Genomic DNA, 24,990 nt, shown 5'->3' with positions numbered 1-24,990 from the left:
AACAAAAACGAACTATTCAACGAATGGGAGAGTTATATGGACATCAAGCCGCTCGATGAACGGCTCAGCGTAATGGCTCAGCCCAGTTACGAGGATATCGATACCTTGGCAAAAGAGGGTTATCGCACCATCATTTCCAACCGACCGCGCGGAGAAACCGAGGATCAGCCGGATATGCAGGCGCTTAAAGAGAAAGCGGAATCCTTGGGCATGGTCTGGCGCGAGATACCGGTCAAGCCCGGAGAGTACTCGCAGCAGGACATTGATGCGTTTTCCGAGGTGCTGCAGTCATCGCCCGAACCCATAGTGGGTTTTTGCCGCACCGGCAAGCGGGTTTCGCATCTTTGGGCCTATTCTCAAGCCCCTGAATGCCCGATCATGGACTTGATGAAGGCATCCCAGGCTGCTGGCCACGACCTGGATCCCCTGAAGGATGATTTACACCGTTACGCCGAGCAGAATAGCTTGTCACGCCGGTGAGCACGAATATCAATACCACCCCGATCACAAACGGCGCCCGAAGGCGCCGCTAACGTACCGTTGCTTAAACCGACTCTGTTACAGCAACAACCGCCGGATATCGCTCAGCACCTCCGCCAGGAAGGCGGCGCCGTCCCAGACCGGCTTCATCGATGTCTTGGATACCCCAAGGATGGCCACTTCCGGCGCATTAACGATCGGGGGTGAACGCCGTGCCGCCGATCGACCCCCAGGTTCGGCCAGCCCATACGCTGACGGGCGTCTAGCCGTTTCGCGAGTCTTTACTGTGTCTCGGCCGCACGTGCATGCAGGCGGAAGCGCGCAATCTTGATGATCTGTTCGATTGCCGTGCGTCGTTCGGTGGCCAGGTCGTTTTCGAGACGTTTTTCGAAAGCATCCAGAATAGCGTGCCGATCAAGCCCCTTTACCGCGATAACGAACGGAAAACCGAACTTGTCCTGATAGGCCTGGTTCAGGTTCTGAAAGCGTTCGAATTCAGCGGCGGTGCATTGGTCCAACCCCGCACCGGCTTGTTCACGTGTGGAGTCTTGAGTCAGCTCACCTGCCAGCGCTGCTTTTCCCGCCAGATCAGGGTGGGCACGAATCACGGCAATCTGCTGATCGATATCGGCTTGCTGCAGGATGGCCCCCATGCTGTCCGCCAAAACATCCGGATCATCATGCTGTGTCGTAAGGCCCTGTTTCCAAGCGCCTTCGGCCACCCAAGGCGAGTGCTCAAAAATATCCCCGTACTGAGCTAGAAAGGCATCCAATTCCAGTTCGCTAGGACGAGGAGAGGGCAGGATGTTAGACATTATTCTTTCCTTTGTATGTATTGTCTGTAGTCATTGTATACAATAATATAAAGTGACAGTACTTTATACAACACTACTTTTGCAACAAACCTTCTGAGGTCTAGACACGTACTTGATGGTGATAGTTAAGAGGCAGGTGTTCGATGAGCCGATAGCCTTTGGGCCGGCGCGGGACATGGCGTTGACGTTAGGCTTCGACCCGAATACCAAGAACATCCCTAGATAAATAACCTCGAGTGCTGGGCGGTAACGCGAGCGACGGTATTGCAGGTGAGTCGTCAGCTTCAATGGCCTTGGGCTAGAAAATAATGCCTTGTGCCGCGAGCTAAATCCAAGGTTTGGATTCCTAAAATAACTTTATCAGCTGCTTTTATCCTCTGCTCATCGGGTAATCAGCCGCCAAAACGCGATGTTTTGGTCTACCGTAAAAATAGGCGTTGAAGTGGATGAATTTCAGGAGAGCAACGATGAAACAGTTTCTACTGCTAGGGTTAATCGTGATCAGTGCGCTGACGTCCTGGTCGGCGTTGGCACAGGCGCAGGCTTCCGAAGGTCAGCAGCCACTAACCAGACAGGAGCAGCGCCAGGAAGAGGTGAAGGCCGCGCTGCGTGAGTTGCATCAACATCAGGTCGAGCTGACCGCACTCGCCGAAGACCGGGCTGAACGGGACGCCATCCTCGAGTTGACCGACACCCTGCAAACAGACCACAAGCGTCTCTACGAAAGGTTGATGGAGGTTGAAGAGGAAGACGCCAGCGTCGTTTCGGGAACCCGTATGCGCGATACACAAGCCTTCGAGGAGCTTAAACAGCAGGAAGGGGCTGAGTTCGAAGCCGCCTACCTGCGCTATCAGGAACGGCTGCACCTTGACGCACTTGAGCTTCTAGAACGCAACCTTCCCGGTGAAGGGGAAGTATCCGAGTATGCCCGTCACGTTAAGGCAACCCATGACACTCTGCGCCAGCACCAGGCCTTGATTCAGCAAAATCAACAGGCTGGTGACCGTGAGGCTGAAACGTGAACGCATGCTTTTGAGACACGCCGGTTAAACCTTGGGTTGTGGGGTGAATGCGGGGCTGATAGCGCGTAAAATGGCGAACTTTTGCACTACGACTGGACCATTACGTGATCGCAACCGCCAATATCACTATGCAGTTCGGGGCCAAGCCCCTGTTTGAAAACGTCTCCGTCAAGTTCGGCAACGGTAATCGCTATGGCCTGATCGGGGCCAACGGCTGCGGCAAATCGACCTTCATGAAGATTCTTGGCGATGACCTGGAGCCGACTTCCGGGCAGGTGATGGTGGATTCCAGTGCACGGCTGGGCAAGCTGCGCCAGGATCAGTTCGCGTTCGAATCAATGCGGGTCATCGACACCGTGATCATGGGCAACGCCGAGCTGTGGCAGGTGGCGGCGGAACGTGAGCGCATCTATTCGCTGCCGGAAATGAGCGAGGACGACGGCATGGCGGTCGCTGACCTGGAGGTTCGCTTTGCCGAACTCGACGGCTATACCGCCGAGTCGCGTGCCGGTGAGTTGCTGCTCGGCCTGGGGATTCCCATCGAGCAGCATTTCGGCCCCATGAGCGAGGTGTCGCCGGGCTGGAAACTGCGGGTACTGCTGGCTCAGGCGCTATTCTCCGACCCGGATGTATTGCTGCTCGACGAGCCGACCAACCACCTGGATATCAATACCATCCGTTGGCTGGAAGACATGCTCAAGGCACGCAGCAGCACCATGATCATCATTTCCCACGATCGCCACTTTCTCAACAGCGTCTGCACCCACATGGCGGACCTGGACTACGGCGAGATCACCCTGTTCCCCGGTAACTACGATGACTACATGACCGCGGCCACCGCCGTGCGTGAACGTCAACATTCGGATAATAACAAGAAAAAAGCCCAGATCGCGGAACTGCAACAGTTCGTCAGCCGCTTCTCGGCCAACGCCTCCAAGGCCAAGCAGGCCACCTCGCGTGCCCGCCAGATCGACAAGATCAAGCTCGAGGATATCAAGCCCTCAAGCCGGGTGAGTCCTTTTATCCGTTTCGACCAGGCCAAGAAGATTCATCGCAATGCGGTCAATGTTGAGGCCATCACCAAGGGTTACAACGACACTCCCTTGTTCGAGCGGCTTTCCATGACCGTGGAGGCGGGCGAGCGCATCGCCATTATCGGCCCCAACGGTATCGGCAAGACCACGCTGCTCAAGACCTTGGCCGGGGAGCTTCATCCTGATGCGGGGGCAGTGAAGTGGACCGATAGCGCCGACCTGGGTGTTTTCGCCCAGGAGCATGGGGATGACTTCGCCTTCGATGCCACCTTGTTCGAATGGATGGCCCAGTGGACCCAGGGCGGCGAGCAGGTAGTGCGCGGTGCGCTAGGGCGGATGCTGTTTTCCAGCGACGATATCGACAAGTCGGTAAAGGTCATTTCAGGGGGTGAGCAGGGCCGTATGCTGTTCGGTAAGTTGACGCTTACTCAGCCCAACGTTTTGCTGATGGACGAGCCAACCAATCACCTCGACATGGAATCCATCGAGGCGCTTAACCTGGCACTGGAAAATTATCCCGGCACGCTGATTTTCGTCAGCCATGATCGTGAATTCGTTTCATCGCTTGCCACTCGGGTGTTCGACATGAGTAACGACGGTATCGTCGACTTCAGCGGTAGCTACGATGACTATCTGCGCAGTCAGGGCGTGGTCTGATGTAGATAGTGGGTGTAAAGAATAGATAGCAGCCGCGTAGCCAAGAAATAGGGTACAAGAACCGAGCAAAAAAAACCGAGGGCTGTCCCTCGGTTTTTTTATAAGCGTTGAATATCCACCAGATGGCCGATGATGGGATAGCCGGCTTTTTTGGCGGCCTTCTCGGCTTCCATCTGCGCTTCCAGCCTGGAAATGCTTGAGGATTGATGCTCGAACACCGTGTCCAGCGCAAGTCGCTTGGTACGCACGGCGAGCTTCACCAGATGTCCGGTCTTGTAACCCTTGCCTGATTGCCGCTCTTGAGAAGGCGCTGAAGAGCGGGGTGGCGTCGACTGGCGGCGTTGATCCGGGTTCATGAAAGAGTCAATTTCACGCTTCATGTTAGTTTCAAATTCGCTTAATTCTGTCTCCATGAGACCTCCAATTAGTAATTTTTTAATCAATTAAATATAGAAATAATGTGTAGTCGAAACAGTGCGTGATCGGTTTTTTATTCCGATTGATGCGCCAGGCTCATCAAGTAAAGAGCGGCTGCCAGGGCGAGTGCCGAGACTGCCAAATAAATAGCGTCAAGCGGTGTCGTGAATTGAATGTCCACCACGGCGCGGAAGAATTCAATGATTACCGCCAGTATCACAACGCGAACAATTTTATCTTTTAGCTGATCGAATGATTGAACATTAAAGGGGTGGTTTTTAGCATGCTGTTCCGACTGTTCTATTTGAGAAACAAATAACCGGTAAACGCCTAAGCCAAAAATTAACAATACGATCGCTATCAAATAAATATCAACGGCCACGATAATGTCTGTCACTACTGTGTCGTGAATGTCCCCGACGTTAGCGCCGGTGTAATATAGAACTGCATTGGCGACAACCTTGAAAATATCAAAGGTGCCTATAATAAAAAGTACCAATGCACCCAGAAGACTCGGGATAACCGCCAGCATGACCAGAAAACGTGAACTCCAGAGCAAACGCTCGAAATGTTTCTCCCATTTGTCTTGCCGGTTTAACCGTTTGCCAGGATCGGCTGTTTCATGCTCAGGTACCATCGTACTTCCTTTGGTTCCATTGTTTCTGTGAATGTTTTTGTGAATGTTTCGGTGAAATATTATCAATCAGTGCAACGGCGACACGCAGCCTCATCGCCTGATTAAGTCTGGTCTATGTATAAAGGTTCAGGGCTACCAGCGATAGCCTAGCGTCACCATCTCGAAACCATCATTGGGCTTTTTGATTCCGGCATTGGAATAATGCGACAGGCTCAACGCTAATTCCCCATTGCCAGCGGGCATGCCTACGGCCAGGCGATCCTGGAACTGAAAGGCGGTGCTGAGCTGGCGTGACTCCATGCGGGTGTTCAGAAACACCGCGGCACCAATTCCCCCTTCCACAAAGACCTGTGGCTTTCCGGAAAATGTGTAGCGTAGCGCCGGCGTTAGCTGCCAGGCGGCATTATCCCGTTCATCGTCACCAGGTAGCAATAGTATACCGGTACTCAGCCGAAGGTCGAGCTGGGGATGCCAGCGTTCCAGTGAGAAAAAACGATCAGCTTCGATGTGAAGTGAGGCGGTGGACTCGCTGGTAACACCAGCGGCTATGGAAACATCAGCTATCGCCAAGGGACTTCCGAGGAGCGTCAACAGCGTGGTTACAAGCCATAAAGTTAGTTTTCGAAACATCCGTGTGCCTTTTTGGTTGGGTATGTGAGCCGCTGTGCGATGCAAGAACTACAAAGTAGAGGGTAATGCCTCCGGGCATTTTTTTGCCGCCGACGTTATCAAGGAGGCTAGACGCTTGAGCTTATTCTGCAAAGAAAAAGACGTAAAGGCCATCTCAGATGTCAGCAGTAGGTTTCTCTGCCTACCTTGTCGAGCTCATCGAAATGTACTGGGTATCATCGAAGGTCGTAGGCACCCGAACTGAGCTTGATGGTTTTTCAAGGCAATCATTTTAAGCAGCTTTGTAATAAGTTTTCCACGCTAGCTTTGCCCATCGTCTGCATTTTTTGTATGTTTTTATCGGGTATGGCGGAGGTGTCTCCATAAGCATCGATGGCTTTATCTAGGCTCGCCTCTCTGAGAAGGTGTAGCATTGGGTAAGGTGAGCGATTGGTATAGTTGGAGACATCCATTGGCTCTGTCTCGGCAAAACAGTAATCTGGATGAAATGTCGCCAATTGATAGATACCTTCATATCCTTGCTCAGTCATCATGGCTTCTGCCAGATCGACGAAATCCAGGTAATGATGAAAGTCTCTGAACAAGGTGGGAAATATCAATAGTGTCGTTTCAGTTTCCTTGTGAGAATCCAGCCACTGAATTTCCATCATCAACTCTTCGAGCGCTACTTCAATTTTCTTGGAGCGAACAACGCAGAGTCTCACGGACTCTTTTTCCACTTCCCGCTTTGCAAAAGGGCAAATATCAAGCTCTACAATAAATCGTTTCACCCAGTTCATGGTTTGTTGAGTGATAGTGCTGTCGGATAGTTGCATAACTGACTCTCTAGCCTTTGACAATGATACGGGGTAGGTCGGCTACGTTATTTGCCGATAAAGGCTTCAATGCCTTCTTCATGAATAGCCGTTCTGGCTTCCTCAAGGGCAGCGCGATCCGTGGGGAAGGTATTATCCCATACCTCTGAATTTCCGTATTCATCAACGATTTCCAGACTCCATTCGGCATCTTCATCACTACGATAAATAGTCACGTTTACGCTTTTAGCGTCTTGCACGATCGCTTGGCTCAAGTTGCTGTTTTCCAGCTTTTTGTCAGAGTTCATTCGGGTTCTCAAAGGAGTGCTTTCAAGGAAGGTGGCAGCGAAAGGCTGGGGTGGCCAAAGGTCAGCTGACAATCTCAGGGAGGGCAAGCATAAGGCTGAGTTTAACATGAAATCCCATAGTGCCAATGGGTAGCAAGGGCCGCCAAGCATTAGGAAAAATGAATTTTTAGTGTCTGTCTTTGAAAATTTTTAAAACTTGATCCATGTCATGGGGAAAACGGATCTCCTCACCTACGCTGAATTGGAGAAGCACTTGGAAGAAGGCTTCCTTTCCAACACATCAGGAGGTGTTATCACCATGTCAAAGGCCACAGCCGATATAGCTTTTCTCACGTGCTTGCCCGGAGAACAGCTTGCTTTGATCGGGGCTCACGAAATCGAGGAAATGCACCGCTACCGTGGGTTTGCCCTAAGCTTTCTACCCATCAAACCATGTGTTAGCCGGTTGATGGTGGCCTTGGGTGTCGAATGCGAAAACCGAGTAGCTAGCCTGAGATGCACTGCCGAAAGTATGTACCTAGCGGAAGATTTCATGGCCAATAGTGAGATAAGAGCAGATCACTTGGCGGAACTTCGTCGGCAGCATTTCTTCGTGGTCGATGATGACATGGCGTGGTTGACGCTGGTTCAGGTACTGGCGGCAGCTTACAACTCTTGGCAATTCCATGAACTTATACTTAATACCTGCAGCACCCCAGAGTTGCGCGCTTTACTTAATCAGTTCGTTCAACAGAAACGTAATGCCTGCGGCATCCTGGAAGACCTACAAGATACTCTCAGATAGCCGGTCTTCCTGCGTCTTTTCTTCGTCCAGTTTTTAAAGCCAGCGTTCAAACCATTGAGTGGCTAGCTGGGAGGCTTTTTCCAGAGTGCCTGCCTCTTCGAAAAGGTGAGTGGCACCCGGGACAATCTCAATTTCGCAGGTAGCTTTCATGCGTGAACGCGCCTCCTTGTTGAGGTCAATGACCACAGGGTCGTGGCCACCCACGATCAAAAGGGTAGGTGCCTCGACGTCGGGTAATTTCTCTTCCGCCAAGTCCGGGCGTCCTCCTCGGGAAACCACCGCACGAATCATGTCGCCTTGTTGAGCCGCTGCCTTCAAGGCAGCGGCTGCTCCAGTACTGGCACCGAAATAACCCTGCGGAAGATTCGATAGCGAGGATTCTCGACTGGCCCATTGTGATGCCTGTATCAACCGCCGAGCCAGTAGGTCGATATCGAAGCGGTTTTCGAATATGCGATCTTCCTCTTCGGTGAGCAGATCGAAAAGCAGAGTGGCGAAGCCCGAATCCTGCAATACCTGGGCCACGAAATTATTGCGTCCACTCAAACGGCTGCTGCCGCTGCCGTGGGCGAATATCACCAGGCCCGCGCAGGCGGAGGGCAGGGCAAGAATACCTTCATGGGGCTGATCATCCAGCATCAGTTTTACCGTTTGTGCCTCATTGCGTTGCATGGTGGCCTCCTTGGCAGACGTTGGGTATTGACGTTTTGAAAGTTAATTAGAGAGAACGTTAGTCGAGAGAAAGGCAGGTGGCCACTGCTTGTCCAGTTTGAACAATCGATATGATTAGCTATACCTGTGAGTACTTGTTTTTTTAATAAAACGTTTTCATCTTTATTTTCTGTTAATTATTCAGCTTCGTTATGGATTAAAAAATCTATAAATCAGTCTATTACCAAGCGGGCAAGGAGTAGCCAAAATGATTTTTACTGATCGTATTCATGCCGGTGCCGAGCTGGCCACGGCGTTAGCGGACTATGCTGAGCGTGACAACACCATTTTGCTGGCCTTACCCCGCGGTGGCGTGCCGATTGCAGCCGAGGTAAGCCGTGAATTGAGTTTACCGATGGATCTGATGCTGGTGCGAAAACTCGGGGTGCCCGGTCATGAAGAGTTTGCCATGGGGGCCATCGCACCCGGTGATCATCGTGTGCTTCATCAAGAGGTCATTGAAGCGCTTAGGTTGACTCCCGAACAGGTCGAGAAGGTGGCGGAGCGAGAGAAAGCCGAGCTTGAACGCCGTGACAGGCTGTATCGCGGCGAGGCACCCGCACTCGATCTGACGGGCATGACAGTAATTCTGGTTGATGATGGCTTGGCAACCGGCGCCAGCATGGAAGCCGCGATTGCTTCCGCGCACCATGGCGCCGCCGGCGAAATTGTGGTCGCCGCTCCCGTGGCCGCCCTGGACACTTGTCGCAGGCTCGAGGGTCAGGTGGACCGAGTGGTATGTCCGCATCAGCTTGACGATTTTGGCGGGGTAGGGCGTTGGTATGTCAACTTTCCCCAAGTCACGGATAGCGAGGTAATCGAGCTTCTGCGTCAGCACAAGCAAGCGGGTCAAGACACCCAGGAGGGGCAGGTATGAAACGTGATGATGACAAGCGTGCCGTGCAGGCAATCGAGGAAAATGCACTGGAACTCAAGGGCACGGCTGAAGACTATGATGCCATTGTCGAGGCGGCACGGGGCAAGCGGTTCGTCATGATCGGCGAAGCTTCGCACGGTACCCAGGAGTTCTATCGGATCCGTGCGGAAATAACCCGCCGCCTGATCGAGGAAGAAGGATTCGCAGCAGTCGCGGTGGAGGCCGACTGGCCGGATGCCTATGCCGTCAACCGCTATGTATGGAACGTTTCTTCGGCAAGTCGCGCTGAAGAAGCGCTCAACACCTTCAAGCGTTTTCCGGTATGGATGTGGGCCAATACCGAGGTACGTGATTTCGTGCGCTGGCTAGCCTCGTTCAATGAAGCACGCAGCACCACCTTCAGCCAAGGCGAGCGCCCGGTTGGCTTTTATGGGCTCGATTTATACAGCATGGGCAATTCGGTTCATGCGGTGCTCGACTATCTTGACAAGCATGACCCGCCTGCCGCAAAGCGTGCCCGTGATCGCTATGCCTGTCTGGATCAGTTTCTCGATGAGCCGCATCGCTACGGCAGGTCGGTCGAGCTGGGACTGACCCTGTCGTGCGAACAGGAAATCATCGACCAGTTGGTTGAGTTGCAGCATCAGATCCTGCCGCGCCTGAAAGGCGAACATCAGATTGAAGAAGAGCATCGCTTCTGTGTCGAGCAGAATGCCAAGGTGGTACTCAATGCCGAAGAATATTACCGCTCCATGTTCCAAGGCCGAGTCAGCTCCTGGAATCTGCGCGATGGGCATATGTTCGAGACGCTGGAAGCCTTGCAGGCGCATCTCAGTGAGAAGTTGGACCGGCCTGCAGGTATCGTGGTCTGGGCGCATAATTCGCATATTGGTAATGCCGCGGTTACTGACATGGGCCGTTGGGGGGAATTCAATATCGGCCAGCTGGCCCGCGAAAAGTATGCCGAAAATGCTTTGCTGGTGGGCTTTTCCACTGCGACCGGTGAGGTCACTGCTGCTACCGATTGGGATGGAGCCGGTGAGCATAAAAGCGTACGCGAACCGCTGGAAGACAGCTATGAGCGGCTGTTCCACCAAGTAAAATACGAGCGCTTCCTGCTCGACCTGCGCAAGCGTAATGCGGCAACGGCGGCGCTGGAAACACCTCGTCTGCATCGCGCTATCGGGGTGATCTATCGTCCGGAAACCGAGCGTCAGAGTCATTATTTTCACAGTACCTTGTCACAGCAATACGATTTCATCCTGCATATCGACAAGACCCATGCACTTGAGGCGTTGACGGAGGTACCGCGTGCCGCGGACAACGAACCCGCTGATACCTATCCCACCGGCTACTGAACGCCGCTGGATAATGCCTGAGCAAGCTGGCGGCGAACGTCGGCGTAGGAATGGCCTTCCAGGGCGGCGAAGCCGGGTAACTGTCTGGCTTTCATGCGGGTGAACAGCGGCGTGGTGATCCCGCATAGAAAGCGGGCCAGCAGATCCGGCGTGGCGGGATGGCTATCGCCGCGCTGTTCAAGCTGAATGCGAAACTCACTGAGTAGCGCGGTAAGCTGTTGAGCTTCCAGCGCCGCTGAAGGCGCCTCGGCAGGCAAGTGCGCAGGCTGCCCACCACAGGCCGAGCAATGACCGCAGTGCATCGGGGCGCGGTCGTCACCGAACCACTCGGCCAGGCGGCGGCTGAGGCAGCTATCACTTTCGAACAGCGCCAGCATGGCGTGCAACCGGGTGATTTCCGCGGCTTCCTTGTCGTGAAAATAGCCGTGCAGTTCCTGGCCGAGTGCTTCGGCGTCGATGTCTGTTTTCAATACCGCATAGACCTCGGTCAACTGGCGGCTCTGTAGCTCAAGCCAGCCCTTCTCGACGAAGTAATCCAGAGCGGTAAGTACGCGTGGCCTGGCGGTATCCAGGCCACGCTCCCGGCCAAGTATTTCCAGGCTGGAAAAATCCAGTTCATACCAGGTGCGGGCACGCTTCGAGGCATCGAGAATCGCCTGAACGAACGCCCGGCGCTCGCCCTGGAAACGCGCCACCAGGGCATCGGCGTCGCCCAGCAACTTGAAACGATAGTCGGCGAAATAAGCGTGGTGAGGTTCGATGATGCCGCGCAGTTCCAGCTGCACCAGCAGGGTCTTGAGGGGCAGCGGGCGGATATTGGTGTGTTGCGATAGGGGTGTGAGCAGAAGCTCCCAGCGCGGCCCTGCGGCTTGGAGTTCGTCGATCAGGCGACGAATGGCGTGATACTCCGGGGTATCGCCGTAAACGAAGGTTTCCAGCACACCTAGGGTATCGCGACCGGCCAGCATCAGGCAGGTCGAAGGTTTGCCGTCGCGACCGGCCCGGCCGATCTCCTGGCTGTAGTTCTCGATCGACTTGGGCAGGTCGAAATGCACCACATGGCGGATGTCGGCCTTGTCGATGCCCATGCCGAAGGCGATGGTCGCCACGATGCAATGGCAGCGACCCTGCATGAAATCCTGCTGGATGGCTTGGCGGGTCTCGCTTTTAAGCCCCGCGTGATAAGCCGTCGCCTGAATGCCCGCCTTGCTCAGGTAAGCCGCTAGGCGTTCGGCGCTCTGCTGCAGGGTCACGTAAACAATGGTGGGGGCGGGTCCATCGGCCAGCCTGGGCTGCAGCCATTCGACCAGGGCGCGAGGCCGAGCATTGGCCGGTGCCGGGGCTACTTCCAGAGCCAGATTGGGGCGGTAGAAACCGGTGGCGGTCACGTCATCAGCCGCGATGGCGAAGCGGTTGCGCATATCCTCGATCACCCTTGGCGTGGCGGTGGCCGTCAGCAATAGTGCCTGGGGGATGGCGAATTCACGCTGGTAGTCGGGGAGTTTGAGATAGTCGGGACGAAAGTTGTGCCCCCATTCAGAGATGCAGTGTGCTTCGTCGACCACCATCAGCGAAATCGGCACTCGGCGGATAAAGGCGCGAAACCGCTCGTTCTTGAGGCGTTCCACCGAAATCATCAGAATGCGGATATCGCCGCGCTCCACACCGTTCATCACCGCGGAGGTCTCTTCGCGGCTCTGGGCGGAATCGATACTCGCCGCCTGCATGCCGTGGCGCTCTAGAAACGCCAGTTGATCCTGCATCAGCGCCAGCAGCGGCGAAATCACCAGCGTCAGGTGAGGCAGGTGCAGGGCGGGTAACTGGTAGCACAGCGACTTGCCGGACCCGGTGGGAAAGATGGCCGCGGCCGAACGACCCGCCACCACCGCCTCGATCACCGGGCGCTGGCCGAGACGAAAATCGTCGTAGCCGAAAACTTGCTGGAGAGTGCGCTCGATCATGATAGTTTCCTGAGATATGGCATGCTCGCTCAGGGGCAGGCTTGATTTACCCTAAACGGCATAAGAAGGCATTTTTCGATGTGGTATCTTTACTTGCTGGAATGCCGAGGCGGTAATACCTACGCCGGCATCACCAATGATGTGCTCAGGCGCTATGCCGCGCATCAAGCTGGAAAGGGCGCGCGTTACACCCGGGCCAACCCGCCCAGCGCGATTCTGGGCGTGCAACCTTTTGCTTGCCGTAGCAGCGCTAGCCGCGCCGAATACCAGCTCAAGCGCAAGACACCCACACAGAAACGCCTGTGGGCCGATACTTGGCCTTGGCCACCCGAGGCTTGCTCCGCCGAATAGAAAGAGAAACCGGAAGCCTTGAAGCGCCTGAAAGAAAAGCTCACCCTTTAGTGACACTCGCCCATCCAGAAGAGACCTTGCTTATGTATATTGCCATGAATCGCTTTCGTATTGCGCCCGGCCGTGAAGAGGAGTTCATCGAGATCTGGCGCAACCGGGATTCACACCTGAATGAAGTGCCGGGTTTCAAGAGCTTCCAGCTGTTGCAGGGACCGAGCCACGAAGACCACACCCTGTTTGCCTCACATAGCATCTGGGAATCGGAAACCGCTTTCATCGACTGGACCAAGTCGGAATCCTTCCGCAAGGCCCATGCCAATGCCAAGGCCGCCAGTGGGGTGTATCTCGGCCCGCCGGTATTCGAAGGTTTTGAGGTAGTGCTTTAGGGGAGATGAGCAAGCCCGCCCCCTCAATTACCGCGCCCTTGGGATCAAGTCCTGCGCGGCTTGTTGCGCAACGCCGCGAAGCCAATGATGACGTCTAGGCGGTCGTCCACTGATTGTTCAGCCTGTTGCATCAGGGCAAGCCCGCGCAGCATTTTCGGTGACCATGGCCTCCGCCAAGGCACGAAAGACACTGGCAAAGATATGGCTGCGCAACAACGCCGCAAACAGCGCGGGGGTCGGATCGCGCTCGGGCTGGCGCAATGCCGCCCGGACCGCAGCGTCCCGGCTCAGGCGCGCCCGGGTGACGTCATCCAGACGGGTGCCAAAGCGGGCGAAGGCTTCCCGCTCCTCGAACTGGGTCAAAGTGACGTGCAGGTTGCCGGCGACCTCCCGAAACGCGCGATGCTGGGCCTTGTCGCCGGGCCAGAAGGGGTGGGGAACCGGCAGAGGAAATGATACGTCGTGACAGGTCACTCCGGCAGATCAGTCTCCGCGCCGATCGAGGCCGAACTGACCGTCTTGGCATACTTGGCCAGCCATCTCCTGTCGTCGTGGAGGTCATGTCCTGGTTCATCTCAGGGGGCGAATTCCATACCCAGCGACGAAAATTCACCTTCAGCCTCGTCAAATCCTTGTGCCAGCGTCTATGCTGGAAGGTATGAAACTATTTTCTCTCAACGCCAGTAGACCTTTTGGCGAAAAAGTGGCGCAGGCACTGGGCATCTCGCTTGCCGAACACGAAGAGCGCGACTTCGAGGACGGCGAGCACAAGGCGCGACCGCTGGAAAGCGTGCGTGGCGAGGATGTCTATGTGCTGCAGAGCCTCAATGGCGACCCGGAGCAAGGGGTCAACGAGCGGCTTTGCCGGCTACTGTTCTTCCTGGGCGCCGTCCGCGACGCGGGCGCCCAGCGGGTTACCGCGGTGATCCCCTACATGGCCTATGCACGCAAGGACCGCCGGACCAAGTCACGCGACCCGCTTTCCTCTCGCTATCTCGCTATGCTTCTCGAAGCCATGGGCATCGACGCCGTCATGACGCTCGACGTCCACAATCCCGCGGCCTTCCAGAATGCCTTCCGCTGCCCCACTCACACCCTCGACACGCGTCGTCTGTTCGCCGATTACATGCGCGAGCGCTGTGGCGACGGGCCGGTGGTAGTGGCATCCCCCGACCCGGGCGGCGTGAAGCGGGCGCAGGGCTTCAGGGAAATGCTCGAGCCCATGCTGGATCGCGAGATCGGTGCAGCCTACATGGAGAAACGTCGCAGCGAGGGCAAGGTCAGCGGCACCCTGCTGACCGGTGAGGTCGAAGGCGCCACCGTGCTGGTCGTGGATGACTTGATCAGTTCGGGAGGTACCCTGCTGCGCGCCGCCCAGGCATGCCTGGACCGAGGAGCAAAGGTGGTATACGGGCTGGCGGCCCACGGCCTGTTCGTCGGCGATGCCGACCGGGTGGTCAGCGACCCCCAGCTGAGTAAGCTTATCGTTACCGATACCGTCCCGCCAACCCGCCTCGATGCCGAGGTAGCCAGCCAACACCTTGAGGTGGTCAGCGCCGCCCCGATCTTTGCCGAGGCAATCCGCCGCGCCCATGAGAATGGCTCACTCACCGAACTGCTCGGGGGTCCGGCGTAACGGCGGTCACTATCCCACCCCAATGGCAGGGGATTCAGGCAGGTTTTTTGCTAGTCCAGTTCACGACAGGCCTGCTGCCCCAAGGCCAGGTATTCCCTGGCCTGCGGTTCCCATTTTTCTGGGATGCGCGGATCTGGCTCGAGCAGGTGAGCGAGCGACAGGCGCGCTCTGAGGCAGGCACGATACGCCTTATAGAAGGCCAGCAACCGCCTGTCTGGCCGATCATCGAGTGTCCGGGCGCAGTCGTTGACCAATAGCTTGCCAATCCAGGCTGCCCCGAGTCGGTCGCACTCGAGGCCCAGGAAGCTCAATTCGTCGAAGGGATCCACCAGCCGCAGAGGGCGGCTGAATTCGAGGCAATCGATGACAACGGGAGGCTCGGTGAGGCAGACATGCTCGGGGCGCAAATCACCATGCCCTTCGACGATCCGTCCCTGATGCGCGCGCTCCCCCAGCAGGTCAGGCTCTTCGGCGAGCAGGCGATCGAGGCGGTTGATGACCGGCGCCACCCCATTCCTTGTCACAGAGAATCGCGTATCAGCGATGACTTCTCGGCTTCTGTCGAGCTCGCGCTTGAAATGATCCAAGTAGGTTTCTACCGATATCTCGACCGGCTCGAGGCCCTGATAGAAAACGGAGAGCCGCTCGGCGACCCGGGTGGCCCGGGCCCTAGTGACGGTACCCTGCGACAGCGCCACATCAAGCATGAGATGCTCGGGCAGTCGCCTCATCACGACCAGCCAGTCGACCACCTCTCCCTCGCCATTGATCTTGAGCCGGCCCTCGGAATTCAGCCCCAGCGATGCCACGCCCAAGTAAACCTCCGGTGCCAGGCGACGGTTGAGACGAACCTCCTCGTGGCAAAGAAACTCGCGGTCGCGCAGGACATGACAGTCGCGATGATTGTACTCGACAGGCTTCTTGAGCTTGTAGACCCGATCCTTTGTCAGAAAGACCCAGGCCATGTGGGTCTCCTTGACATCGACCTCGCCCTCGAAACCGGGGTAAGCCCGGGGAATCGACAGGAACGCGACCTTGTCTCGAAGTGAGACGTCGTTTGCGGTCGCGCCAGAGATAGGGTGCGAATCCTTGGCCATAGTGACTCCCTTTCGATCTAGCGGGAGGGGTACCACACCTTCCTGACGAACTCGGACTTGAGCTCAATCGCCCAAGGTAGAGAGCCGGTCGGCTGATACGACCCCGATCCACTAGCCGTCGACATCCTTGAAATCCGAAACAGATCACCCTTACGAGCTATCACCTGGGATCTGTGGGGCCAGCCCCCACTCTGCCGGGATATCCGAGGCTTCCAGTCCCTCGAAGCGGTCGGTCACGTAGGTGCTGTGACACGCCACGCAGGATTCGGTCATGCGCCCAAAGATATCCACCTGCCGGGGGGTATCTTCCGCAAGGCCAGCCTCGGCCAGTGACGCCGAGAGCTCATGCAGATATGTATCCATTTGCAGGAACTCCGGCGGCACCGCGGCCTTTAGATCCCGACGATCCTCATCGGTCAAGGACTGTTCCAGAATAAAGCTGTCGTGAATCGACTGTCCCTTCTCTGCCACCATAGCATGTTGCCCCTGCACAATGGCGCTATAGACCTCCTGCATCGCCAGATCAATCTGAACCATCTCCTTCTTCAGCAGGCCCTGCAGCTTGGGTGTCAGTTCAGGCCTGACGGGCTCTGCGGCAAGGCTGAGAGCACTAACACCCAAGGCCACCAACGTGCCAAGGACAATAGTGCTACGTCGGCCACAACCGCGAAGGGGAATCGCCGAGCAGATCGAAATGGCGAATAACATGGCTGGTCTCCTCTATTGGCTCGTGTTCAAGGCTCATTCCTGGCCAGTATAGTTGTCATCCGGTGGCCTCCATCCCTTGATTAGGTGGATCTACCTGTGATTTTTTTTTGTTGGGGCCAAGCAAGCTACCCCGTCAGTCGCTGTGCTTATTTCTTGAGTTCAGGACCATCAGCAATATCAGTCACCGCGCCGGTCGAGGCCGAACTGACCGTCTTGGCATACTTGGCCAGCACGCCGCGGGTGTAACGTGGCGCAGGTTGTTGCCAGGCCGCGCGGCGGCGGGTCATTTCTTTATCGCTGAGGTCGATCTCGATGGTGTTGACCTTGGCATCGATGGTGATCATGTCGCCATCTTCCACCAAAGCCAAGGGGCCGCCGTCGAAGGCCTCCGGAGAGATATGCCCGACCACGAAGCCGTGGCTACCGCCAGAAAAACGCCCGTCGGTAATCAACGCCACCTCACTGCCCAGCCCCCGGCCCATGATGGCGGAGGTTGGCGTTAGCATCTCGCGCATCCCCGGGCCACCCTTGGGACCTTCGTAACGAATCACCACCACATCGCCGGCGACCACGGTGCCGTCATTGATGCGTGCCTGGGCCTCTTCTTCGGAGCCGAAGACCCGGGCGGTGCCGGAAAAGCGTGTACCTTCCTTGCCGGTGATCTTGGCCACTGCCCCTTCTGGCGCCAGGTTGCCGAACAGAATACGCAGGTGACTCTCGGTTTTCAGGGGTGCCGAAAGCGGCGCGATGATGGTCTGGTCGTTGGGGTAAGGGGCGACTGTGGCCAGGTTTTCAGCCAGGGTCTTGCCGGTGACCGTCAGGCAGTCGCCGTGTAGCAGGCCCGCTTCGAGCAGCATCTTCATCAGCGGTTGAATGCCGCCAATCGCCACCAGCTCGCTCATCATGTAATGGCCGCTGGGGCGCAGATCGGCGAGCACCGGCACGCGTTTGCCGATGGTGGTGAAGTCGTCAAGATCGAGTTCGACCCCCACGGTATTGGCCATGGCGATCAGGTGCAGTACCGCATTGGTCGAGCCGCCCAGAGCGATCACCACGGTGACGGCATTTTCGAAGGCTTCGCGAGACATGATGTCGGAAGGTTTGATGTCACGCTCAAGCAATGCCAGCACCGCTTCCCCGGCGGCATGGCAGTCGTCGTGCTTGGCTTGCGATACAGCGTTTTGCGCTGAGCTTCCCGGTAGGCTCATGCCCAATGCCTCGATCGCCGAGGCCATGGTATTGGCGGTATACATGCCACCGCAGGCGCCAGGACCGGGAATTGCCGTTTCCTCTATCTGCTTGAGTTCGATCAGGTCGAGGTCGCCGCGGCTGTGAGCGCCCATGGCCTCGAATACCGAGACGATATCCGTGTGGCCCTTGCCGGGCAGGATGGTGCCGCCATAGACGAACACGCTGGGACGGTTAAGTCGTGCCAGACCCATCAGGCAGCCCGGCATGTTCTTGTCGCAGCCGCCGATGGCGACCAGGCCGTCGAAGCCTTCACAGCCGGCCACTGTCTCGATGGAATCACAGATCACCTCCCGCGACACCAGCGAATACTTCATGCCTTCCGTGCCGTTGGCAATGCCATCGGATATGGTGATGGTGTTGAAGATCACTCCTTTGCCGCCGGCAGCATCGGCCCCGGCGGCTGCCTGTCTTGCCAGTTCATCGATATGGCTGTTGCAGGGCGTAAGATTGCTCCAGGTGGAAGCAATGCCTACCTGGGGCTTGGTGAAGTCCTCATCCTTGAAGCCCACCGCACGCAACATGGCGCGACTGGCGGCTTTGCCGACACCATCCACTACCGGGGCGGAATGTCGACGACGGGGATCTGTAGGCGAATCGCTCATGGGCGAGCTCCAGTTGGGTTGAAAAAGGGGCTGAGGCAAAGGGTGGCCGCTTGGAGGCGCGCTGGCAAGAGGCAACGGCTAGTAGTCGCTAATAGTGGTACGCTTTATGAACATGACTGGAGGCTAATTTTGAAGAAGATACCCGCTCACTTGATCACCGGTTTTCTGGGGAGTGGCAAGAGCACGCTTATCCACAGCCTGATCGAACACAAGCCTGTGGATGAACGCTGGGCAGTGCTGGTCAATGAATTCGGACAGATCGGTATCGATCAGGCCATGTTCACCGAACGCGACGATGTGGTCGTCAAAGGACTGCCCGGCGGCTGCCTGTGCTGCCAGCTGGCGTTCGTGATGCAGGCTACCCTGGTTAACCTGCTACACCGCCATCGCCCGGATCGTTTGATCATCGAACCTTCCGGGCTCGGCCATCCTGCCGGGCTGCTCGATATGCTGCGCGGCGAGGCGTTTGCCGAGGTGCTGGAGGTTCAGGATATCATCGCCACCCTCGACCCGCGCCGACTCGATGAACAACGGGTGCGCGAACACGAGACCTTCCGCGACCAGCTGGAAATGGCCGATGCCGTCGCGCTGACCATGACCGACCAGGCCAGTGCCGCGCAATGCCAGGCCGCTCGTGAACGGATGGAAGCCTGCTGGCCACCGAAAAAATGGCTGGTCGAGGCCCCTCATGGCGCCTTGCCGATTGATCTGTTGTTGAAAAACGAACAGTTGAAAAACAGTCATGCCTCGACAGTATCCACTCCTTCTAGGCCAGTCTCGCATCGGGCATTGCATGTCCCTGCGGCGCCCACCATGTTGGATGATATTTTTGCCGCCGTGGTGGATAGGCCGCCCCCGTTGGGACAACCTCAGCATGAGACCGGCAGCGCCCTGGGCTATACCAGCCTGAGCTGGCGTTGGCACCCTGAGGAATGCTTCGATCTTGATCAGCTCACCGCGCAACTCAGCGCCTTTCCTCGAGAGGTACGCATCAAGGGCATCCTCCATACCCACGATGGCTGGAAGCTTCTCAACCGTGCCGAGGGCGCCATGCACATGCAAAGCAGCGCCTGGCGTCAGGACTCACGCCTGGAAATCATCGCTCCGCCACAAGCTTTACCCGGTGCCGAGAGTTTGGCCGACGGGCTCGAGGCCTGTCGCGATCACAGCGCCTCGACCGGAAGCGGGCGTGCAAACAAGTAACCCTGGAAGGCGTGGCAGTGATGCTCGGTCAACCAGACTCGCTGAGCCTCGGTTTCCACGCCTTCGGCGATAACCTCCAGTCCCAGGCTATGAGCCAGCCCGATAGTGCTTTCGACGATGGCCGCATTGGCGAGGTCATCCAACAGATGCCGTACGAAGGATTGATCGATCTTTAGCTGGTCCAGCGGTAATTGAGTGAGATAGGCAAGCGATGAATAACCGGTGCCGAAATCATCCAATGAAAAGCTCAAGCCGGTCTGTTTCAGGCGCAGCATCTTTTCGCGGGCCTGCTGCTGTGCTTCGACAAGCAGGCCCTCGGTCAGCTCGAGTTTGAGACGCTGAGGAGAGGCGCCGGTACGTTCGAGAATTTGCATGACTCGCTCGACAAAATCCGGCTCGTGAAATTGCACCGGACTGATGTTGACCGCCACGGTAAGCTTTGCCGTGGCAGGGTTGTCGGCCCAGACTACCAATTGATGACACGCAGTTTCCAGCACCCAGGCACCTATCTCGATAATCAGCCGGGTTTCCTCGGCTAAGGGGATAAACTCGCCCGGCGAAACCATGCCACGCACGGGATGTATCCAGCGCAGTAAAGCTTCATAACCAGTGGGGATGCCGGCGGCATTTACTTGTGCCTGGTAGTAGAGCACCAGTTCGTTATTGGGTAACGCCTTGCGCAAGTCGGCTTCCAGTCGGGCCCGATTTTGCAGGCGCAACTGCATCGCAGTGTCGAAAAAGCGCAAGGTATTGCGGCCGGCTTCCTTGGCCTGAAACAGTGCCATATCGGCTTGCTGGAGTAGTTCATTCTTGGTGGCGTTGTTCCCGCATACCAAGGTAATGCCGATACTTCCCGTAATGGTGAGCGACTCACTTCCCAGAGAAATAGGGCGTCGCATAACAGCGAGCAATTTGAGAGCCAAGCGCTCGGCCAGCGCCGCCCCATTTTCCAGGGTGCTTCCCAAGTTGTGCGCCAATACGGCGAATTCATCGCCGCCCAGGCGCGCCAAGGTGTCATTGTCATCCAGCGCCTGGTCAAGCTCTCGGGCTATGTGTTGCAGCAGTTGGTCACCCGCATAGGGGCCCAGGGTATCGTTGACCTGCTTGAAATTATCCAGGTCAATGGATAACAAGGCGGCACAAGATTTCTTGGATGAGCAGCTGCTCTGGACGACCTGACCCAGGCGCTCCTGAAGCAGCCTGCGGTTGGCAAGCCCGGTCAGGGTGTCATAGAAGGCTAACTGATGGATTTCCTGTTCGGCAGCCTTGCGTTCGGTAATATCGCTCAGCGTTGCCACATAATTGGTCAGCGCACCTTTGGCATTGTGCACGGCACTGATGGTCAGCCACTCGGGAAACACTTCGCCGTTCTTGCGCCGGTTCCATATTTCCCCTTGCCAGCTGCCATTTTTCACGACGCCTTGCCACAGTTTGCGGTAAAAGTCTTTGTCATGATGTCCCGAACTGAGCATTCGAGGGTTACGCCCCATTACCTCGTCCTGGTGATAGCCGGTGACTCTGGTAAAGGTACTGTTGACCTTGAGAATATTGCCGTGGACGTCAGTGACCAGCATGCCCAGATGAGTCTCGAAGGCCGTCGCTGCGATTCTCAACTGAGCTTCGTTGGCCTTGGCCTGGGTCACATCGCGGACCACCGCCAAGACCCCATTAAAGGCATTGGCGGCATCCTTCAGCGGGCTGACAACCGAATGAAAGGCGCGCGTTTCTCGCCCGATACGCAGGGAATACTCGAATTCTTCGGACGTTTCCGTGTGACGCACCCGAGCGGACACTTCGGCGAACCGGTCAGCGACCGACCTTGGCAGAACGTCGCGGTAATGTTGCCCGAGTGCCGCCTCGGGATCGAGCGCTAGCCGTTCTTTAGCAGCCGCATGCACATAAGTAAAGCGACCCGCTTGGTCAAAGACGAAAACCATGTCCTGTATCGAGCTGACTAGGGCCTGGAGCCGAGCGGCTCGGGTGCGGGCTCGATGGCGCGCCTGTTCACGCTCGGCCATGCGCTGATTCAGTGTTTCTTCCAAGCTTAAACGTCCCATGTAGTGGCGCAGCACCAAGCCACCCAATAACGCCAAGAGCAAGGCGATACTGACCAGTACCCATAGGCGTTGCAGCCAGTTACTCAACAATCCTTGAAGGTCCTCGCCTACCACTACGATGAAGGGCAGCCCATTGACCTGTTGCAGCCAGTAAAGCTTGTCTTTGCCGTCAAGCGGGGATGCCATACGCAAGCTGGTCGGCTGCTCCTTGCTTTCGATAAATGCCGGAGCAAACGATCTGTGGAGGGATACCCCTAGGGTGCTTGCATTCAAGCTATCCGCCGATTCGGGATGGTGCGCGATCAGCTGCATTTGATTATCGAGGAGAGTGATATTTTCCCCCGGAGCCCTTCCCAGACCTTTGAGTGTGTCATGGAACACGACGGGGTCGATCCAGGCAACGCTAAAGCCCTCGGTGTGACCTTCCAGGCCGCGTAAGCGGTGTAGGTGGATAATATAATGGCGTTGATCGTGAGCAGACCAGACCAGGGGTGTCACCAGTTGATCACGCCTTGAGTCGCGGGCGAACGCCTCGAAGAAGGGCAGGTCACTGATATCGTAACCCGCTGAGTGCAGCGAACTGGAAGAAAGGATGACCCGACCGTGGGTATCGACCAGCCCCAGCTCTTCCAGAATCGGCACGCTGTCGCGTCGTGTCGCCAGAAAGGTTTCAATACGCCGGGCGGTATCGTCTGAAAGAGAAAATAGCGATTGTCCCGGCGTTCCCACTAGTTGGGAGACGCCCACCAGGGTGTATTCATTCACCATGAATACATTGCTCACCCATTCGGCGACTAGCTCCGCACGCACTGCACCCTTCTCACGCCCCGCCTGAATATCGCGTTGATATTGGTCACTCAATACCCAGCCCAGCATGGTGGTCATCATCAGGAGTGCCAGTAGATACATGGCAATCGCGCGGCGTCTATATGACTGGTATGAAGTAGTGGGAATTTGAGTATGGATGGCTTCAAACCAACGCATGTGATTATTTAGCCTTTATTTAAACGGTAAATATCATGCATGGTATCAAGATGAAACGTAAATTAACGTTAAGCTGTGTTGAACCACCGTATTGATTCTCGACTATTTAACCCGGCCAGCCGGCAGCAGCACAGCTGACCAGTACTCAAACGAATTAACCTCTGTGTTTACGCCGTGTTTTTATGCAGTATTTCGTGGATTTCCTCGGCATCTAGGGTTTCATGTTTTTCCAGCGCTGAAGCGAGCGCGTCCAGTGCCTTACGATGCTGTTTGAGCAATTCACGGCCATGCTCTTCCACTTCCTGCAGCAGGCCTCGAATCTCCTCGTCGACCAGATTGGCGGTCTCTTCACTATGTTCGCGCTGTTGTGCTATTTCCTTGCCCAGGAAAAGGTGATCCTGGCTTTGGGCGCACATCATCGGCCCCACACGTTGGTTCATCCCCCAGCGCGCCACCATGCGCCGCGCCAATTGGGTGGCTTGCTGCAAATCATTTTCCGCGCCGCTGCTGGTTTCCTCGAAGACCACCGACTCCGCCAAGCGCCCGCCGAACATCACCGTGAGACGGTCGCGTAGATAAGACTCCTGATAGTTGTAGCGGTCTTCATCGGGCACTTGGGCTGTCACACCTAGCGAACGCCCGCGCGGTAGCACGGACATCTTCTCGAGCGGATCTGCATGGGGTAGCAGATAAGCCAGCAGGGCATGGCCGGATTCATGGTAGGCCACGAGATGACGCTCTTCATTTGAGAGCCCGACGTCCTTGGCCTCGCCCAGTAACAGCCGGTCGCGAGCATCGGAAAAGCACTTCCAGTCGACTTCCTTCTGTTCACGGCGCCCTGCCAGTAGAGCTGCTTCGTTGGCCAGGTTAGCCAGGTCCGCCCCGGAGAAGCCGGTGGTCATCTCGGCCAGGCGTTCCAGGTCGACATCATCGCTTAGTGGCATCTTGCGGGTATGCACTTCCATTATCTCGCGGCGAGCATCGCGGTGAGGGTTTTCAAGGGTGATCTTGCGGTCGAAACGCCCTGGACGCAGCAGTGCCGAATCCAGCACATCCGGACGGTTGGTGGCCGCCAGCACGACTACCGACTCGCCTTCTTCGAAGCCGTCCATCTCGGCGAGAATCTGATTCAATGTCTGTTCGCGCTCGTCATGGCCGCCCCCCATCCCCGTTCCGCGTGAACGGCCGATGGAGTCCAGTTCGTCGATGAAGATCACCGAAGGGGCTTGTTCCTTGGCTTTCTGGAACATGTCGCGCACCCTGGAGGCGCCGACACCCACGAACATTTCGATAAACTCCGAGCCACTGATGTTGAAGAAAGGGACTTCGGCCTCGCCGGCCACCGCCTTGGCCATCAGGGTCTTGCCGGTGCCGGGCGGGCCCATCAACAGCAAGCCGCGGGGGATCTTGGCACCCAACGCGCGAAAGCGTTGCGGGTGCTTGAGAAAATCGATCACCTCAATGACATCCTGCTTGGCGTTTTCCGAGCCGGCCACGTCATCCAGGCGTACCTTGCTGTCTTCGCTGCGCACTTGGCGCGCCTTGGATTTCCCCATGCTGAAAATGCCGCCACCCCCCGACATGGCGCGTTGCTGCATTCGATTCCAAAACCAGAACAGCAACCCGAGAAACAGCACCCACGGCAATACCCCCATCAGCATGCGCTGCCACCAAGGCGGGTCGACTGGCCTGGCGGCTATCTCGATGCCATTGGTCTCCAGGCGCTCCAGCAGGCGGGTGCTTTCGACATCCGGGCGGATAGTCTCGAAGGTTTCGACCTCTTCGGCCTCGCGGGCTTCCCGGCCGGCTTCGCTGAAGCTTCCCTCCACGTCCTGGCCATGTAAAGTGACCTCCGCGATGTGGCCGGCATCCACAGCGTCAAGAAACTCCGAATAGGTGAGTTCCACCTGGCTCTGCTGTTCGGCGGCATCGAAGTAATTGAATACCAGGAAAATACCCAGCGTTAGCCAAAGGAATAGCAGCCACTGATTTCCGGCGCCTGTGGGTTCATTCTGGAAAGGTGAGCGCTTTTCTTCCCGCTTTTCTGAGCGTGAATCCGTTGGAGACGATGAGGTTCTGCGGTCGGTTTCGGACATGGCAACCCCCGTGGTTGTTGAATAGGATGGTGTGTGTTTTCTTTGACATGCCACTGCGAGGCAATTTAGCCATTGCAGGCAGCGGCGATGCTGGCAACGCTGTGTATTTACTGGAAGACTACCTCCAGCGTAGG

General features: G+C 56.6%; 24 protein-coding genes and 1 pseudogene. 10 read left to right on the top strand and 15 right to left on the bottom strand.

The features are described 5' to 3' along the window. Nucleotides 1-36 precede the first annotated feature (36 nt). Nucleotides 37-480 carry a protein tyrosine phosphatase family protein gene (locus LG290_RS15070; RefSeq protein ID WP_160418175.1) on the top strand — a complete coding sequence of 148 codons (444 nt, stop codon included), beginning with the start codon at nt 37-39 and terminating at the stop codon, nt 478-480. A 78-nt stretch (nt 481-558) separates the two neighbouring features. Here the strand turns inward: LG290_RS15070 and LG290_RS15065 are convergent. Beyond that, nucleotides 559-709: pseudogene (locus tag LG290_RS15065) on the bottom strand (2-oxo acid dehydrogenase subunit E2); the annotation flags it as partial. A 52-nt stretch (nt 710-761) separates the two neighbouring features. Beyond that, on the bottom strand, nt 762-1,295 hold the full coding sequence (gene uraD / locus LG290_RS15060; RefSeq protein ID WP_499835483.1) for a 2-oxo-4-hydroxy-4-carboxy-5-ureidoimidazoline decarboxylase: 534 nt from the start codon (nt 1,293-1,295) through the stop codon (nt 762-764). A 467-nt stretch (nt 1,296-1,762) separates the two neighbouring features. On the opposite strand from uraD, the gene LG290_RS15055 reads away from it, so the two are divergent. Both LG290_RS15055 and LG290_RS15050 read left to right on the top strand, forming a co-directional pair. Continuing rightward, nucleotides 1,763-2,317 (top strand): DUF4142 domain-containing protein, encoded by a 555-nt coding sequence (locus tag LG290_RS15055; RefSeq protein ID WP_499835482.1) that lies wholly within the window; start codon nt 1,763-1,765, stop codon nt 2,315-2,317. Between the two features lie 104 nt (nt 2,318-2,421). Further along, entirely contained in the window at nt 2,422-4,008 is a 1,587-nt protein-coding gene (locus tag LG290_RS15050) for an ABC-F family ATPase (protein WP_160418168.1), read from the top strand. Nucleotides 4,009-4,106: 98 nt separating this feature from the next. Here the strand turns inward: LG290_RS15050 and LG290_RS15045 are convergent, their stop codons facing one another. The 5 genes from LG290_RS15045 to LG290_RS15025 form a co-directional block, all read right to left on the bottom strand. After that, nucleotides 4,107-4,421, bottom strand: coding sequence for a hypothetical protein (locus LG290_RS15045; protein WP_160418166.1), 315 nt, complete (start codon nt 4,419-4,421; stop codon nt 4,107-4,109). 77 nt (nt 4,422-4,498) lie between these two features. Further along, complete coding sequence (locus LG290_RS15040; protein WP_499835481.1) at nt 4,499-5,062, bottom strand: YqhA family protein; 564 nt, start codon at nt 5,060-5,062, stop codon at nt 4,499-4,501. Between the two features lie 132 nt (nt 5,063-5,194). Further along, the gene (locus tag LG290_RS15035) at nt 5,195-5,692 is read right to left on the bottom strand and encodes an acyloxyacyl hydrolase (RefSeq protein WP_499835479.1); all 498 of its coding nucleotides are present in this window, start codon (nt 5,690-5,692) and stop codon (nt 5,195-5,197) included. 266 nt (nt 5,693-5,958) lie between these two features. Then, nucleotides 5,959-6,507 carry a DUF1415 domain-containing protein gene (locus tag LG290_RS15030; RefSeq protein ID WP_499835478.1) on the bottom strand — a complete coding sequence of 183 codons (549 nt, stop codon included), beginning with the start codon at nt 6,505-6,507 and terminating at the stop codon, nt 5,959-5,961. A gap of 47 nt (nt 6,508-6,554) precedes the next feature. Beyond that, nucleotides 6,555-6,794, bottom strand: coding sequence for a hypothetical protein (locus tag LG290_RS15025; protein WP_499835477.1), 240 nt, complete (start codon nt 6,792-6,794; stop codon nt 6,555-6,557). 253 nt (nt 6,795-7,047) lie between these two features. Between LG290_RS15025 and LG290_RS15020 the strand changes: the two genes are divergently transcribed. After that, nucleotides 7,048-7,578, top strand: coding sequence for a hypothetical protein (locus LG290_RS15020; protein ID WP_499835476.1), 531 nt, complete (start codon nt 7,048-7,050; stop codon nt 7,576-7,578). Between the two features lie 33 nt (nt 7,579-7,611). On the opposite strand, the gene LG290_RS15015 is transcribed toward LG290_RS15020, so the two are convergent. Next, nucleotides 7,612-8,250, bottom strand: coding sequence for a dienelactone hydrolase family protein (locus LG290_RS15015; RefSeq protein WP_160418155.1), 639 nt, complete (start codon nt 8,248-8,250; stop codon nt 7,612-7,614). Nucleotides 8,251-8,497: 247 nt separating this feature from the next. On the opposite strand from LG290_RS15015, the gene LG290_RS15010 reads away from it, so the two are divergent. Continuing rightward, on the top strand, nt 8,498-9,166 hold the full coding sequence (locus tag LG290_RS15010; protein WP_160418153.1) for a phosphoribosyltransferase: 669 nt from the start codon (nt 8,498-8,500) through the stop codon (nt 9,164-9,166). Beyond that, nucleotides 9,163-10,524, top strand: coding sequence for an erythromycin esterase family protein (locus LG290_RS15005; RefSeq protein ID WP_160418151.1), 1,362 nt, complete (start codon nt 9,163-9,165; stop codon nt 10,522-10,524). Before LG290_RS15010 ends, LG290_RS15005 begins: the two co-directional genes overlap by 4 nt. Here LG290_RS15005 and LG290_RS15000 read toward each other — a convergent pair. Continuing rightward, nucleotides 10,518-12,485 carry a RecQ family ATP-dependent DNA helicase gene (locus LG290_RS15000; RefSeq protein WP_499835475.1) on the bottom strand — a complete coding sequence of 656 codons (1,968 nt, stop codon included), beginning with the start codon at nt 12,483-12,485 and terminating at the stop codon, nt 10,518-10,520. The two genes, LG290_RS15005 and LG290_RS15000, sit on opposite strands and share 7 nt — an antisense overlap. Nucleotides 12,486-12,563: 78 nt before the next feature. Here LG290_RS15000 and LG290_RS14995 point away from each other — a divergent pair, with 78 nt between their 5' ends. Further along, complete coding sequence (locus LG290_RS14995) at nt 12,564-12,836, top strand: GIY-YIG nuclease family protein (RefSeq protein WP_160418147.1); 273 nt, start codon at nt 12,564-12,566, stop codon at nt 12,834-12,836. An 83-nt stretch (nt 12,837-12,919) separates the two neighbouring features. Then, nucleotides 12,920-13,222: a heme-degrading protein HmuQ gene (gene hmuQ / locus LG290_RS14990; protein ID WP_160418146.1), complete on the top strand. Its 303-nt coding sequence runs from the start codon at nt 12,920-12,922 to the stop codon at nt 13,220-13,222. A 117-nt stretch (nt 13,223-13,339) separates the two neighbouring features. Here the strand turns inward: hmuQ and LG290_RS14985 are convergent, their stop codons facing one another. Next, complete coding sequence (locus LG290_RS14985) at nt 13,340-13,696, bottom strand: hypothetical protein (RefSeq protein ID WP_499835474.1); 357 nt, start codon at nt 13,694-13,696, stop codon at nt 13,340-13,342. 184 nt (nt 13,697-13,880) lie between these two features. Here LG290_RS14985 and LG290_RS14980 point away from each other — a divergent pair, with 184 nt between their 5' ends. Continuing rightward, entirely contained in the window at nt 13,881-14,858 is a 978-nt protein-coding gene (locus LG290_RS14980) for a ribose-phosphate diphosphokinase (RefSeq protein WP_499835473.1), read from the top strand. Nucleotides 14,859-14,908: 50 nt separating this feature from the next. On the opposite strand, the gene LG290_RS14975 is transcribed toward LG290_RS14980, so the two are convergent. The 3 genes from LG290_RS14975 to ilvD all read right to left on the bottom strand — a co-directional run bounded on the left by LG290_RS14975 (nt 14,909) and on the right by ilvD (nt 18,516). Then, nucleotides 14,909-15,955, bottom strand: coding sequence for a hypothetical protein (locus tag LG290_RS14975; RefSeq protein WP_499835472.1), 1,047 nt, complete (start codon nt 15,953-15,955; stop codon nt 14,909-14,911). A gap of 150 nt (nt 15,956-16,105) precedes the next feature. Further along, nucleotides 16,106-16,663: a hypothetical protein gene (locus LG290_RS14970; RefSeq protein WP_499835471.1), complete on the bottom strand. Its 558-nt coding sequence runs from the start codon at nt 16,661-16,663 to the stop codon at nt 16,106-16,108. A gap of 146 nt (nt 16,664-16,809) precedes the next feature. Further along, complete coding sequence (gene ilvD, locus LG290_RS14965; RefSeq protein WP_499835470.1) at nt 16,810-18,516, bottom strand: dihydroxy-acid dehydratase; 1,707 nt, start codon at nt 18,514-18,516, stop codon at nt 16,810-16,812. A gap of 129 nt (nt 18,517-18,645) precedes the next feature. Between ilvD and LG290_RS14960 the strand changes: the two genes are divergently transcribed. Further along, nucleotides 18,646-19,719 carry a CobW family GTP-binding protein gene (locus tag LG290_RS14960; RefSeq protein ID WP_499835469.1) on the top strand — a complete coding sequence of 358 codons (1,074 nt, stop codon included), beginning with the start codon at nt 18,646-18,648 and terminating at the stop codon, nt 19,717-19,719. Here LG290_RS14960 and LG290_RS14955 read toward each other — a convergent pair. Then, the gene (locus LG290_RS14955; RefSeq protein WP_499835468.1) at nt 19,680-22,685 is read right to left on the bottom strand and encodes a bifunctional diguanylate cyclase/phosphodiesterase; all 3,006 of its coding nucleotides are present in this window, start codon (nt 22,683-22,685) and stop codon (nt 19,680-19,682) included. The two genes, LG290_RS14960 and LG290_RS14955, sit on opposite strands and share 40 nt — an antisense overlap. Nucleotides 22,686-22,927: 242 nt before the next feature. Further along, nucleotides 22,928-24,856, bottom strand: coding sequence for an ATP-dependent zinc metalloprotease FtsH (ftsH, locus tag LG290_RS14950; protein WP_499835467.1), 1,929 nt, complete (start codon nt 24,854-24,856; stop codon nt 22,928-22,930). Nucleotides 24,857-24,990: the final 134 nt, after the last annotated feature.

Origin of the sequence: Halomonas sediminis (genome assembly GCF_044871105.1) — a bacterium.
Lineage (GTDB): Bacteria > Pseudomonadota > Gammaproteobacteria > Pseudomonadales > Halomonadaceae > Vreelandella > Vreelandella zhuhanensis.
This window is presented reverse-complemented; position numbering and strand designations above follow the sequence as displayed.

Bases quoted from the DNA above. Each gene is read 5' to 3' on its own strand.
- LG290_RS15070 (WP_160418175.1), top strand. From the start codon at position 37: ATGGACATCAAGCCGCTCGATGAACGGCTCAGCGTAATGGCTCAGCCC.
- uraD (WP_499835483.1), bottom strand. From the start codon at position 1,295: ATGTCTAACATCCTGCCCTCTCCTCGTCCTAGCGAACTGGAATTGGAT.
- LG290_RS15055 (WP_499835482.1), top strand. From the start codon at position 1,763: ATGAAACAGTTTCTACTGCTAGGGTTAATCGTGATCAGTGCGCTGACG.
- LG290_RS15045 (WP_160418166.1), bottom strand. From the start codon at position 4,421: ATGGAGACAGAATTAAGCGAATTTGAAACTAACATGAAGCGTGAAATT.
- LG290_RS15040 (WP_499835481.1), bottom strand. From the start codon at position 5,062: ATGGTACCTGAGCATGAAACAGCCGATCCTGGCAAACGGTTAAACCGG.
- LG290_RS15035 (WP_499835479.1), bottom strand. From the start codon at position 5,692: ATGTTTCGAAAACTAACTTTATGGCTTGTAACCACGCTGTTGACGCTC.
- LG290_RS15030 (WP_499835478.1), bottom strand. From the start codon at position 6,507: ATGCAACTATCCGACAGCACTATCACTCAACAAACCATGAACTGGGTG.
- LG290_RS15025 (WP_499835477.1), bottom strand. From the start codon at position 6,794: ATGAACTCTGACAAAAAGCTGGAAAACAGCAACTTGAGCCAAGCGATC.
- LG290_RS15015 (WP_160418155.1), bottom strand. From the start codon at position 8,250: ATGCAACGCAATGAGGCACAAACGGTAAAACTGATGCTGGATGATCAG.
- LG290_RS15010 (WP_160418153.1), top strand. From the start codon at position 8,498: ATGATTTTTACTGATCGTATTCATGCCGGTGCCGAGCTGGCCACGGCG.
- LG290_RS15005 (WP_160418151.1), top strand. From the start codon at position 9,163: ATGAAACGTGATGATGACAAGCGTGCCGTGCAGGCAATCGAGGAAAAT.
- LG290_RS15000 (WP_499835475.1), bottom strand. From the start codon at position 12,485: ATGATCGAGCGCACTCTCCAGCAAGTTTTCGGCTACGACGATTTTCGT.
- LG290_RS14995 (WP_160418147.1), top strand. From the start codon at position 12,564: ATGTGGTATCTTTACTTGCTGGAATGCCGAGGCGGTAATACCTACGCC.
- hmuQ (WP_160418146.1), top strand. From the start codon at position 12,920: ATGTATATTGCCATGAATCGCTTTCGTATTGCGCCCGGCCGTGAAGAG.
- LG290_RS14980 (WP_499835473.1), top strand. From the start codon at position 13,881: ATGAAACTATTTTCTCTCAACGCCAGTAGACCTTTTGGCGAAAAAGTG.
- LG290_RS14975 (WP_499835472.1), bottom strand. From the start codon at position 15,955: ATGGCCAAGGATTCGCACCCTATCTCTGGCGCGACCGCAAACGACGTC.
- LG290_RS14970 (WP_499835471.1), bottom strand. From the start codon at position 16,663: ATGTTATTCGCCATTTCGATCTGCTCGGCGATTCCCCTTCGCGGTTGT.
- ilvD (WP_499835470.1), bottom strand. From the start codon at position 18,516: ATGAGCGATTCGCCTACAGATCCCCGTCGTCGACATTCCGCCCCGGTA.
- LG290_RS14955 (WP_499835468.1), bottom strand. From the start codon at position 22,685: ATGTATCTACTGGCACTCCTGATGATGACCACCATGCTGGGCTGGGTA.
- ftsH (WP_499835467.1), bottom strand. From the start codon at position 24,856: ATGTCCGAAACCGACCGCAGAACCTCATCGTCTCCAACGGATTCACGC.